At 65.3% G+C, this 12,550-nt stretch carries 7 protein-coding genes; 6 read left to right on the top strand and 1 reads right to left on the bottom strand.

Annotation, left to right across the window (positions count from 1 at the left end; all coding sequences use genetic code 11):
• Positions 1-123 precede the first annotated feature (123 nt).
• The 4 genes from IC761_RS02530 to IC761_RS02515 all read left to right on the top strand — a co-directional run bounded on the left by IC761_RS02530 (position 124) and on the right by IC761_RS02515 (position 6,707).
• Entirely contained in the window at positions 124-1,641 is a 1,518-nt protein-coding gene (locus tag IC761_RS02530; protein ID WP_195801739.1) for a caspase family protein, read from the top strand.
• 142 nt (positions 1,642-1,783) lie between these two features.
• A complete protein-coding gene (locus IC761_RS02525; RefSeq protein ID WP_195801738.1) occupies positions 1,784-2,452 on the top strand; it encodes an OmpA family protein in 669 nt (222 codons plus the stop codon).
• A gap of 158 nt (positions 2,453-2,610) precedes the next feature.
• Positions 2,611-3,543, top strand: coding sequence for an RND family efflux transporter (locus IC761_RS02520; protein ID WP_195801737.1), 933 nt, complete (start codon positions 2,611-2,613; stop codon positions 3,541-3,543).
• Positions 3,543-6,707, top strand: a complete 3,165-nt coding sequence (locus IC761_RS02515) for an efflux RND transporter permease subunit (RefSeq protein ID WP_195801736.1) — start codon at positions 3,543-3,545, stop codon at positions 6,705-6,707. Before IC761_RS02520 ends, IC761_RS02515 begins: the two co-directional genes overlap by 1 nt.
• 32 nt (positions 6,708-6,739) lie before the next feature.
• On the opposite strand, the gene IC761_RS02510 is transcribed toward IC761_RS02515, so the two are convergent.
• Positions 6,740-7,414: a Crp/Fnr family transcriptional regulator gene (locus tag IC761_RS02510; RefSeq protein ID WP_195801735.1), complete on the bottom strand. Its 675-nt coding sequence runs from the start codon at positions 7,412-7,414 to the stop codon at positions 6,740-6,742.
• A gap of 233 nt (positions 7,415-7,647) precedes the next feature.
• Here IC761_RS02510 and IC761_RS02505 point away from each other — a divergent pair, with 233 nt between their 5' ends.
• Positions 7,648-9,678: an AsmA family protein gene (locus tag IC761_RS02505; protein WP_195801734.1), complete on the top strand. Its 2,031-nt coding sequence runs from the start codon at positions 7,648-7,650 to the stop codon at positions 9,676-9,678.
• A 284-nt stretch (positions 9,679-9,962) separates the two neighbouring features.
• Positions 9,963-12,410, top strand: coding sequence for an adenylate/guanylate cyclase domain-containing protein (locus IC761_RS02500; RefSeq protein ID WP_195801733.1), 2,448 nt, complete (start codon positions 9,963-9,965; stop codon positions 12,408-12,410).
• Positions 12,411-12,550: the final 140 nt, after the last annotated feature.

Genomic DNA, 12,550 nt, shown 5'->3' with positions numbered 1-12,550 from the left:
ATAGTGCCGAATCTCCAAGCGGTTGACGCATCCTATCCCCGGTTTGATAATGCGCATTGCGTAAGTTAAAGTCGCCGCGGCGCAAGCTGGGAACGGCGCCTTTTTGGCTGGACCGCGCTGATTATGAAAATTCGCTTCGTTTTTCTTCTGCCATTGCTCGTCTCGCTCGTCCCGGCCGCGCCGTCGCATGCGGCCGGCGACCGCTATGCGCTGATCATCGGCAATTCCAAATATCCCGATGCGGACAGCCCGCTGAAGGAGCCGATCAACGATGCGCGCGACGTCGCCGACGAGCTCAAGCGCGACGGCTTTTCCGTCGAGGTCGGCGAGAATCTGACCGGCGACGGCATGCGCCGCGCCTTCGACAAGCTGTACGGCAAGATCAAGCCGGGCTCCGTGGCGCTGGTGTTCTACAGCGGGTTCGGCATCCAGTCGGCGCGCCAGAGCTTCATGATCCCGGTCGATGCGCAGATCTGGACCGAATCCGACGTCCGCCGCGACGGCTTCAGCATCGAAACCGTCCTCGGCGAGCTCAACACCCGCGGCGCCGGCGTCAAGATCGCGCTGATCGACGCCAGCAGGCGCAACCCGTTCGAGCGCCGGTTCCGCAGCTTCTCGGCCGGATTGACGCCTGTCATCGCGCCGAACGGGACGCTGGTGATGTATTCGGCAGCGCTGGCCTCAGTTGTCTCGGATGCCGGCGGCGAGCACAGCCTGTTCGTCCAGGAGCTCTTGAAGGAAATCCGCGTCCCCGATCTGATGGCGGAAGAGACGCTGAACCGCACCAAGATGGGCGTGACCCGCGCCTCGCGCGGCGAGCAGGTGCCTTGGATCTCCTCTTCGCTGGCCGAGGATTTTTCGTTCATTCCTGGTGCCACCGGATCGCGCCCGCAGACGACGACGCCGCCACCGGCCCCGCCCGCACCGCCGCCGGTCGTGACGAACACCCCCCCACCGGCGCCTCCGGCCCCACCGCCCGTGGTCGCGAACAATCCGCCGCCGATACCTCCCGCACCGCCGTTACCGCCTCCGCCGCCGAAGCCGCAGGTCGAGGCTGCTTTGCCCCCGCCGCCACCGCCGGTCAAGCCGATCGATCCAGGCACCACGCCTAGCACCGATTCCGGCCCGAGCCAGGCCGTTCTCGCTGACGACCCCACCATCAAGAGCCTGACGGCCAAGATCGCCGCCAATCCGGACGACGTGAATGCGCTGTACCGGCGCGGCCAGGTCTATGCCAGCAAGGGGGCCTACAGCCTCGCCATCAAGGATTTTGACGACACGCTCCGGATCAATTCGAAGGACGTCGAGGCGCTGAACAACCGTTGCTGGACCCGCACCGTGGTCGGCGATCTCCAGGGCGCGCTGAAGGATTGCAACGAGGCACTGCGGCTGCGGCCGAATTTCGTCGATGCGCTGGACAGCCGTGGGCTGGTCAATTTGAAATCCGGGGCGGTGAAGAACGCCATCGCCGATTTCGACGCGGCGCTGCGGATCAATCCGCGCCTGACCTCCTCGCTTTACGGACGGGGTGTGGCCAAGCAGCGCAACGGTTCGGCCCAGGAAGGGGCGCTCGACATCGCCAATGCCAAGGCGATGGACCCGAATATCGTTCAGGAATTCGCAAGTTACGGAGTGCGTTGATATTTTTTTGATTTGAGGCGGACGGCGCCTCGAACCCTTGGCGGCCCCGCGCGACTAATCGAACGGATGCCGCAAGCGGCCTTGCCGGGGGCTTATTGCAGGAATTTTGGAACCGCGCAGGCTGGCGCAGGAGGGACTGGCAATGAGACTGGCTGCAAAAGGATTTACCGCGATTCTGTCGATCATCACCGTCGGCGTAGCGCTGTCGCTCTCGCCCGCCTTCGCCGGCGACGACAACAGCAACAGCAAGAACGTCACCGAGGACGAGATCGTCCGCGCGCTGGCGCCGCAGCCGAAGAAGCCCCTGACCCGCGGGCTCTCGATCGGCCCGCAGACCGACCCGGCACCGAGCGCCGCGGAGACCAAGCTGCTCCAGACCGTCCGCGGCCGCGCCACGCGCTCGCTCTCCTCGACCGAGCGTGAGGAGATCGCGTCCGCCGCCAAGGACAAGCCGAATATCGATCTCGAGATCACCTTCGACTACAACTCGGCCGATATCAGCGCCAAGTCGCTGCCTTCCGTGCAGGCGCTCGGCCGCGCGCTGACCAGCCCCGACCTGAAGGGCTCGACCTTCGTGGTCGCGGGCCACACCGACGCCGCCGGCGGCGACAGCTACAACCAGGAACTGTCGGAGCGCCGCGCCGACTCGATCAAGCGTTACCTGGTCGACAAGTACAGCATTGCCGCGGCTGATCTCGTCACCGTCGGCTACGGCAAGAGCAAGCTGAAGGACCCGAGCCAGCCGATGTCCGAGGTGAACCGCCGCGTGCAGGTGGTCAACATGGAAAACAAGACCACCGCATCGAAGTGACCGCGACGCAATGTCTTGAAGTGACAAGTCGTGATGTGGTGTAAAGTCTTGCCTCCAAAGCGCGTCCCGCAGCCTTGCGGGACGCTGCTTCGTTTCGGGGAAACGTTTCCAATAATGGCTGCGAGAGTGGCTGCGAGCCAGGCCAGGATGATCCGGCGATGAGCATCACCGAATATCTCAAGCCTGCGGGAACCGTGGTCTTCATCGTCGCGCTCGGCGTCGGCTATTACTGGTTCGAGCATCGGCACCACCCGGAGCCGAAGGAAACGCCGAGCGAGGCCCTCGTCATCGTGACGAAATCGACCAATGCCTGCTTCTCGGATCTCGTGCGGGTGACCGGCTTTTTCGTGCCGCGACGCGAGGCCGTGGTCATCGCCGACCAGGAAGGATCGAAAGTCACCGACGTCTTCGTGACCGAAGGCGCCGTCGTCACCGACAACCAGGAGCTGGCGCGCCTGACGGCGCCGCCGCAGATGCCGGGCCAGCCGCAGAGACCGGGACCGCAAGGCCCGATCTCGCTGAAGGCGCCCGCACCGGGCCTCATCACCGAAGTCAGGACCATCGTCGGCGCGCCGGCCTCGCCGCAGGCCGGACCGATGTTCCGCATCGCGGTCAGCAACGAGATCGAGCTGGATGCGCAAGTTCCAGCGGTGCATATGTCCAAGCTCAGCCCCGGCGCCACCGTGCGGATCAGCCGGGACGACGCTGCCGACCTGATCGGCCGGGTCAGGCTGGTCTCAGCCGAGATCGACCGCTCCACGCAGCTCGGCCGCGTCCGCATCAGCGTCACCAACAATCCCTCGCTGAAGGCCGGCGTGTTCGCCCGCGCCTCCATCGACGCCAAGCGCAGCTGCGGCGTTGCGGTCCCCAAGACCGCCATCGACCATCTCACGGTGCAAGTCGTCAAAGGCGGCAACACGATCGAGACGCGCAAGGTGCGGGTCGGGCTGACCTCGGACACCTCGACCGAAATCCTGGAAGGCCTCGACGTCGGCGAAATCGTCGTGGCCGACGCCGGCTCTTCGCTCCACGACGGCGACCAGATCAAGACCATGTTCGCCGATGAACTCGATCGCACGCGGGTACGCTGATGGCACTCAATATCTCGGCATGGTCGATCCGTCATCCGCTGCCGTCGGTCGTCTTTTCGTTCATCCTGCTGATCCTCGGCTGGTCCTCCTTCACCAAGCTCGCGGTGACGCGACTGCCCTCGGCCGATATTCCCGTGATCTCGGTCGCGGTGTCGCAGTTCGGCGCGGCGCCTGCCGAGCTTGAATCCCAGGTCACGAAGACGATCGAGGACGCGGTGTCCGGCGTCGAAGGCGTGTGGCACATCACGTCGTCGATCACCGACGGCCTGTCGCTGACCACGATCCAGTTCACGCTCTCGACCAACACCGACCGCGCGCTCAACGACGTCAAGGACGCGGTGACGCGCGTGCGCTCGAACCTGCCGCAGAACGTCAACGAGCCGCTGATCCAGCGGGTCGACGTGATCGGCCTGCCGATCGTCACCTATGCCGCGATCTCGCCCGGGAAGACGCCGGAGCAGCTGTCCTATTTCGTCGACGACGTGGTCAAGCGCGCCATGCAGGGCGTTCGCGGCGTCGCCCAGGTCGAGCGCATCGGCGGTGTCGAGCGCGAGATCCTGGTCTCGCTCGATCCCGACCGCTTGCAGGCCATGGGCCTGACCGCCGTCAATGTCAGCCAGAGCCTGCGCGGCACCAATGTCGACGTCGCCGGCGGCCGCGCCGAGATCGGCAAGAACGACCAGGCGATCCGGACGCTCGCGGGCGCCAAGACGCTGAGCGATCTCGCCGGCACCATGATCGCGCTGTTTTCCGGCGGCGAGGTGCGGCTCGACGACCTCGGCACCGTCACCGACACCATCGCGGACCGCCGCACCTTCGCCCGCTTCAACGGCGAGCCGGTTGTGGCGCTCGGCATCAAGCGATCCAAGGGCGCCAGCGACGTCGTCGTCGCGGCCGCCGTCGAGAAGCGCATCAATGCGCTCAAGGCCGCCTATCCCGATGTCGACCTGAAGCTGATCGACACCTCGGTCGAATACACCAAGGGCAACTACGAGGCCGCGATATCGACCCTGTTCGAGGGCGCCATCCTCGCCGTCGTGATCGTGCTGCTCTTTCTGCGTGATCTGCGCGCCACCATCATCGCCGCGATCTCGCTGCCGCTGTCGATCTTCCCGGCGTTCTGGGCGATGGACATTCTCGGCTTCTCGCTCAACCTCGTCAGCTTCCTCGCCATCACGCTCTCGACAGGTATTTTGGTCGACGACGCCATCGTCGAGATCGAGAATATCGTGCGGCACATGAACATGGGCAAATCGCCCTATCGTGCCGCCCTCGAAGCCGCCGACGAGATCGGCCTCGCGGTGATTGCGATCTCGCTCACGATCATCGCGATCTTCGCGCCTGCAAGCTTCATGTCGGGCATCGCCGGTCAGTTCTTCAAGCAGTTCGGCATCACCGTGTCGGTGCAGGTGTTCTTCTCGCTGCTGGCTGCGCGCTTCGTCACGCCGGTGCTGGCAGCCTACTTTCTCAAGCACCACACCCATGAGGAGCCGCCGCCGGGTCGTGTGCTGCGGACCTATCACAGCATCGTATCCTGGTCGGTGCGGCACTATTTCATCACCGTGCTGATCGGCGTGGGCATCTTCGCGGCCTCGATCTGGAGCATCACGCTGCTGCCCCAGGGCTTCCTGCCGACGCAGGACAGCGCGCGCTCGCTCATCGCCCTCGAGCTGCCGCCGGGCACCCAGCTCGCCTACACCGAAAAGGTCACAGAAGACATCGTTGCGCGGCTGCGCAAGCGGCCGGAGGTGAAGAGCATCTTCGTCGACGGCGGCCGCGTACCGCCGGGCACCCAGGAAGTCCGACGCGCATCCCTGATCATCAACTACGTGCCCAAGGCCGATCGCACCGTCACCCAGCGCGAGCTGGAATTCTCCATCAGCCAGGAGCTGGAGAACATCCCGGACTTGCGCTTCTGGTTCCTCGACGAGAACGGCCTGCGCCCCATCTCGCTGGTCGTGACCGGCGTCGATGCCAACATCGTCAACAACGTCGCGAGTGAGCTTGCGACGCAGATGAAGCGGATTCCGACCATCTCCAACGTGATCTCGGAAACCACGCTGGAGCGGCCCGAACTGCGCATCGAGCCTCGCGCCGAGCTCGCCGCCCGGCTCGGCGTCTCGACCGAAAGCCTGTCGCAGACCATCCGCGTCGCCACCATCGGCGACGTCGGTCCTGCGCTCGCCAAATTCGACGTCGGGGACCGGCTGGTGCCGATCCGGGTGCAACTCGAGGACGCCGCGCGCGGCAATCTGAAGACGCTCGAGCAGCTGCGGGTGCCGCTCGGCGAGCATGGCGAGAAGGGCGGCGTTCCGCTGTCCGTCATCGCCGACGTCAAGCTCGATCAGGGCCCGACCAGCATCAACCGCTATGACCGGGACCGGCAGGCGACCGTTGCCGCCGACACCGTCGGCTCCACGGCGCTCGGCGATGCCACCAAGCTGATCAACGAGCTCCCGGTGATGAAGAGCCTGCCGAAAGGCGTCAAGGTCTCACCGTCGGGCGACGCCGAAAGCCTGAACGAACTGTCCGATGGCTTCGCGACCGCGATGACGGCGGGCCTGATGATGGTCTATGCCGTGCTGGTGCTGCTGTTCGGTACCTTCCTGCAGCCGATCACCATCCTGTTCTCGCTGCCGCTGTCGATCGGCGGCGCCATTGCGGCGCTCCTCGTCACCGGCAAGCAGCTCACCACGCCGGTGTGGATCGGCATCCTGATGCTGATGGGCATCGTCACCAAAAACGCGATCATGCTGGTGGAGTTCGCGATCGAATCCATTCACGCCGGCAAGCCGCGCGACGAAGCGATGATCGATGCAGGCATGAAGCGCGCGCGCCCGATCGTCATGACGACCATCGCGATGGCCGCCGGCATGATGCCGAGCGCGCTCGCGGTCGGCGCCGGCGGCGAGTTCCGTTCGCCGATGGCGCTCGCGGTGATCGGCGGCCTGATCTTCTCGACCATCCTGTCGCTGGTGTTCGTGCCTGCGATGTTCATGGTGATGGACGACCTCGGCGCCCTGATCTGGCGCTTCGGCAAGCTGCTGGTCGTACACAGCGAGGACGCCGATAGTGCTGACCACCACGCGCCCCCGCCCGTCAGCGCGGCGCCCGTGGAAGCGCCGCCGATGCCAAAGAGCATCGTGCCGCCTGCGGCGGAATAGCTGCCGTGCAGGCGTCGGGTCAGTTGCAGCCCCTACTCGTTCCGCGCGATCGACGTCAGCTTGGTCATGTTCCTGAGCAGGATCCGGCCGCGCTGGAGATCGAGGATCGCCTCCTTCCGCCAGGCCTGAAGCTGGCGGTTGACGCTCTCGCGGGCGGCGCCGACGAAGACGCCGAGCTGCTCCTGCGAGATGTGCACCTCGGAACCGAAATCGGCCGCGAGCGCGCAGAGCCGGCGCGCGAGACGCACCGGCAGCGGCTGCAACATGGATTCCTCCATGCGCTCGCTCTGCCAGCGGATGCGCTGGCACAACAACGCAATGATCTTGATCGCGACCTTGGGCTCGCGCTCGAGGAAGGCCAGAAAATCCTCGCGCCGCAACACGAACAGCTCGCTGGCCTCGCCCGCGGTCGCATCCGCGGTGCGGCTCTGGCCGTCCAGCACCGCGACCTCACCAAAGAGGTCGCCGGAGCCCATGAAGTTCAGCGTCAGCCGACTTCCGTCGGAGGCGCCGGTCTCGATCCGGACCTGGCCGCGGCGCACGCCGAACAGCGCATCGCCCGGATCTCCCTTCTGGAACAGCACCTCGCCATTCCCGAGATGCTGGGTGTGACAGAGATTGGACAACCGCTGCAGTTCGTCCGCACCGAGATCGGCGAACATGGCATTCATTTTCAGAATGACCGCAAATTCGGCCTGCTTGCTCATTTCAACATCCTCATGAATTACTCGTCAATTTCTTGGCAAATCGCTTGGAAGCATCGACGTCAGAATCGCGTAAAACCGCGGTGGAGAAGTGTGTCATAAGTCACATAACTTTGCAGCACCCCTCGACTATTTTTAGTCGCTTGGAGCAGCTTCCCGTCTTGGGATAAGCTTGCGCGCAAAGGACGGTTGGCCCGGCGGGTTCGACGCCGCTCGACCGTCGTTGGAAAGTCGACATGAGAGCACTTAAATTCGCCGGCGCGGCGGTAGGCGCCGTGATCATCGTGATCGTACTTCTCCTCGTGATCGGGATCCCCTCGGGCTTCCTGACGTCGACGATTACGTCGCGTGTCGAGAACGCCACGGGCTACCGCCTGTCGATCGACGGCACGACCAAAATCAGCCTGTGGCCGACGCTGAACGTCACGCTGAACGACATCACGCTTCAAAACCCCAAGGACCGCAGCGGCATCACGCGCCTGACCATCGACCGCGTGCAGGTCGACATGTCGCTGTCCAGTGCATGGTCGGGCAGCCCGAAGATCAGCGAGATCGTCGTCACCCATCCGGTACTCTACCAGCCGCTGCTGCGCGATCGCCTGCCGAATGCCGATGCGTCGCCGAAGCCGCTTGCGCCCGACATGGACGGCGCAACCGTCGACCGCTTCAAGATCGTCGACGGCGAAGTCGCATTCGCGCGCGTGCGCGACCGCATCGACAGCCGTATCAACGCCATCAATGCCGACGCCGTCATGGGCCGCGACCGCACCATCAAAGTCGCCGGCACGGCGCGCATCGGCGAGCACCCGACCAAGTTCGACGTCAAGGCAACCACGACGGCGGTCGAGGGGCAGGCCATCCCGGTCGATTTCGCCATCGACATGCCCGACGTGCTGACGGCGCAGCTTTCCGGCCATGCCGAGATGCGGCTCAACGGACCGATCGTGTTGATCAACGGTATCAATGGCACGCTCGGCGACGGCGCTTTCAGCGGTTGGGCCTCGGTCGACATCGCGAGCAAGCCCCTGGTGAAAGTCGATCTCGACTTCCAGCGGCTGACGATTCCCAAGTCGAAATCGCCCCAGGATGCATCCGGGCAGCCCTGGAGCGATGCGCCGATCGATGTCTCCCAGCTCAACTATGTCGACGCGCAAATCAGGATTTCGGCGAACGAAGCCGTCATCGGCGAAGCGCGACTTGCGCCGCTGGCGCTCGATGCAAAACTCGCCGGCGGCATCCTGAAGACGGGCACCACCAATCTCGGCGCCTATGGCGGCCAGATCTCGGGCGAGATGATCCTCGACGCGACCAGCGGCGCGCCGAGCTTCGCCATGCATTCCGACCTCGTCGGCGTGCGGGCGCTGCCGCTGCTCCAGGGCGTTGCCGATTTCGACCGGATCGACGGCAAGCTGCAGGTCAAGCTCGCGCTGCGCAGCGCCGGCGTCAGCCAGCGCGCGCTGATGGCGAACATGCAGGGCACGGCCTTCATCAATTTCCAGGACGGCGCCATCCGCGGCATCAATGTCGCGCAGATGATCCGTTCGCTGACGACGAGCAAGCTGTCGGGCTGGCAAAACAGCCAACAGGACAGCCAGCAGAACAGCCAGGAGCAGAGCACCGACCTGTCGCAACTCTCCGCCTCGTTCCGCATCGACAAGGGCCAGGCGGTGACGACCGATTTCAACCTGGTCGGGCCGCTGGTGCGGATCACCGGCACCGGCACCATTGCGCTGGACACCAAGATGATGGGTTTTCGCGTCGAGCCGAAGCTCGTGATGACGACCGAAGGCCAGGGCCGCACCTCCGAACCGGTCGGCTTCGGCATTCCCGTGATGATCTCGGGCTCCTGGTCGCAGCCGCAGATCTATCCCGACATGGCCGGCATGATGGACAATCCCGACGCCGCCTACGCCAAGCTGCGCGAGATGGGCAAGGGCCTGTTCGGCCCCGATGGCGCCGGCCTTGGCAACATGTTGAGCAATCTTGGTAGCAACTTCGGGCAGGGCGGCGCCGCGCCAGGCGGCGGCAACGCCCTTCCGCAGATGCAGCTGCCGGGGCCGGACAGCCCGCTCGGTCAGGCGATTGGCACTATGATCCAGCAGGGACTCTCCGGCAATCCCGGAACCGGGATCCGGAGCCGCAGCCTGCCGGGAACACCGACCACGCCTGCACCGCAAGCCTCGCCCCCGCCCCCGCAGAACCCGCCGGTCGCGCAGCAAGACAGCCAGCCGATGAACGACGTAATGCGGCAGCTTTTTAATCGGTAACTTTCGGACCAACACGCGGGACTCCGATGCGGTCTTTACACCCGCGCCCCGGCCACTTCTTCATCCAAACGGATGAGAAAGACGGCTGCGACATTTCAGCTCCCCGCCGGCCGTTCGCGTTGTCCATCACGGGCAATTTGGCGGGTAACCATTCCAGTCATCCGGCCAGCCCCTTCCCGGCTCATGCCAGTCCCATGCCAGCCCCTTGGCCCAAATTGTGATAGAAGGTTGTAAGGGCCCGCGCGGCCCATAGCGCCGGCGTTGTGCGGCGCGAGAGGATCCGGATGGCAGGAGCGAAAGACAAGACCCGGTTTCTGCGCGAGGGCCTGTTCGCCAAGTACGTCGTCTCCCTCGTCGGCCTCGTCGTGTTCGTGCTGGCCGTCAACGGCGCGATGGAGACCTGGATCTCCTACCGTGCCACCACGACGTCGCTGACCGATGGGCTGGACGACAAGGCGCAGGCCGCCGCCCGTCGCATCGAGCAATCGGTCTCCGAGCTCGAGCGCCAGATCAGCTGGGTGACGCGGGCGAGCCAGGACACGCTCGACAAGCGCCGCGCCGATTACGCCCAGTTGCTGCACCAGGTCTCGGTCGTCTCCCAGTTGTTCCAGCTCAACGGCGACGGCCGTGAGGTGCTGCGTGTCTCGCGCCAGTCGACCTCGACCGGCACCAATTCCGACCTCTCCCGCGACGTGCGCTTCACCGACGCGGTCTCTCGCGGCGTGAGCTATGCACCGGCTTACTTCACCGACCAGACGCCGTTCATGTCGATTTCGGTGGCGCATTCCGGCTTCAATGCCGGCGTCACCGTGGCCGAGATCGATCTCGGCTTCCTCTCCGACTTCCTGTCCGACGCCCAGCTTGGCAAGGCCGCCTTCGCCTATGTGGTGGATTCGCGCGGCCGCGTGCTGGCGACGTCGTCGAAGGGCCCCGACGTCGGCAAGGACCTGTCGAAGCTGCCGCAGGTCGCCGCCGCGATCGGACCCGGCCGCGAACCCGATACGTTCGGCACCGACTTCAACGGCCATTCGGTGCTGACCGCCGCGAGCACCGTGCCGAAACTCGGCTGGAGCGTGCTGTTCGAGCAGCCGACCGCACAGGCGCTGACGCCGATCCGCGACCAGCTCGTGCGCATCGCGCTGCTGATCGGCGTCGGTCTGATGGTCGCCATCCTCGCCGGCACGCTGCTGGCGCGCCGCATGATCATTCCGATCACGGCGCTGCGCAACGGCGCGCACAAGCTCGGCGAGGGCGATTTCAGCCACCGTATCGACGTGCACACCTCCGACGAGCTCGAAGAGCTCGCCGGGCAATTCAACAGCATGGCCGGCCAGCTCCAGGAGACCTATACGGACCTCGAAACCAAGGTCGAGGCGCGCACCCGCGACCTCGCGCAGTCGATCAACGAGCTCAAGGTGCTGGAAGAGGTCGGCCGCGCGGTCGCGTCCTCGCTCGATCTCAACGCCGTGCTGCCGACGATTGCCGCCCGCGCGCTCGAGATCAGCCATGCCGATGCGGTGGTGATCTACGGCTATGATGCAGAGGCGCACCGCTTCAACTTGATCGAGGCCAATGGCATCGACAAATCGGCCGAAGGCGCGCATCTCTCGATCGGCGAAGGCGAGAGCATCCTGGGCGATGCCGCCGAAAGCGGCGAGCCGATCGCGGTTGCCGATCTCGACCATGCCGCCGAGCATCCGCTGCGCGACGTCGCGGTCAATGCCGGCTTCCACTCGGTGCTGGTGGTGCCGCTGGTCGACCAGCAGGGCACGCTGGGCTCGCTGGTCGTGCTGCGCCGCGCCGGAGGCGAATTCGCAGGCAGCCTGATCGGCCTGATGCGCACCTTCGCCAACCAGGCGGTGCTGGCCATGCGCAACGCGCGCCTGTTCACCGAAGTCGACCACAAGAGCCACGCGCTGGAGCAGGCCCACGAGACCGTGCGCGCCCAGGCCGACAAGCTGCGCGAGCAGACCGAGCAGCTCAAGAACTGGAACAAGTCGCTGGAGGAGCGCGTCGAGACCCAGCTCGGCGAGATCGAGCGCATCCGCAAGCTCGAGCGTTTCCTGGCGCCGCAGGTGGCGCAGCTGATCGCCTCGTCCGACAGCCCCGAGGGGCTGCTCACCAGCCAGCGCCGCGAAGTGACCGTGGTGTTCTGCGACCTGCGCGGCTTCACCGCCTTCACCGAGGCGACCGAGCCGGAAGAGGCGATGAACGTGCTGCGCGAGTATCACGCAGCGCTGGGCAAGCTGATCTTCAAATACGAGGGCACGCTCGACAAATATGCCGGCGACGGCGTGATGATCCTGTTCAACGCGCCGATCCAGTTCGAGGACCACACCGCGCGCGCGGTGAAGATGGCGGTGGAGATGCGCGACACGATCGGCCCGCTGACCGATCGCTGGCGCAACCGCGGACACAGCCTGGGATTCGGCATCGGCATCGCGCTCGGCTATGCCACGCTCGGCCAGGTCGGCTTCGAGCAGCGGCTGGAATATGCCGCGATCGGCAGCGTCACCAACCTCGCCTCCCGCCTCTGCAGCGAAGCCAAGGCCCAGCAGATCGTGGTCAGCCGCCGCGTCTACGGCATGGTCGAGCCATGGGTGGAGGCCCGTGCCCTCGACGAGCTCCAGCTCAAGGGCTTCAACCACCCCGTGCTGGCGATGGAGATCTTGTCCTGGCGCGAGGAGGCGGAGAGCGTGGCGGATGCGTCCGCTGCGCGGATGAGGGGGTAGCTGCGAACAAAAGATCGAAAACAACCCCATGCACAGTAGCGGGGGCTGTTGGATCAATGACTTATGCGGGTGGCGCGTGCCCGACGGGCAAAGGCGCTTTGACTCGTCGGGCAAAACACTGGCACAATGGCATCATCGGG

The organism is Bradyrhizobium commune, assembly GCF_015624505.1.
GTDB lineage: Bacteria > Pseudomonadota > Alphaproteobacteria > Rhizobiales > Xanthobacteraceae > Bradyrhizobium > Bradyrhizobium commune.
This window is presented reverse-complemented; position numbering and strand designations above follow the sequence as displayed.

Bases quoted from the DNA above. Each gene is read 5' to 3' on its own strand.
- IC761_RS02520 (WP_195801737.1), top strand. From the start codon at position 2,611: ATGAGCATCACCGAATATCTCAAGCCTGCGGGAACCGTGGTCTTCATC.
- IC761_RS02515 (WP_195801736.1), top strand. From the start codon at position 3,543: ATGGCACTCAATATCTCGGCATGGTCGATCCGTCATCCGCTGCCGTCG.
- IC761_RS02505 (WP_195801734.1), top strand. From the start codon at position 7,648: ATGAGAGCACTTAAATTCGCCGGCGCGGCGGTAGGCGCCGTGATCATC.
- IC761_RS02510 (WP_195801735.1), bottom strand. From the start codon at position 7,414: ATGAGCAAGCAGGCCGAATTTGCGGTCATTCTGAAAATGAATGCCATG.
- IC761_RS02530 (WP_195801739.1), top strand. From the start codon at position 124: ATGAAAATTCGCTTCGTTTTTCTTCTGCCATTGCTCGTCTCGCTCGTC.
- IC761_RS02500 (WP_195801733.1), top strand. From the start codon at position 9,963: ATGGCAGGAGCGAAAGACAAGACCCGGTTTCTGCGCGAGGGCCTGTTC.
- IC761_RS02525 (WP_195801738.1), top strand. From the start codon at position 1,784: ATGAGACTGGCTGCAAAAGGATTTACCGCGATTCTGTCGATCATCACC.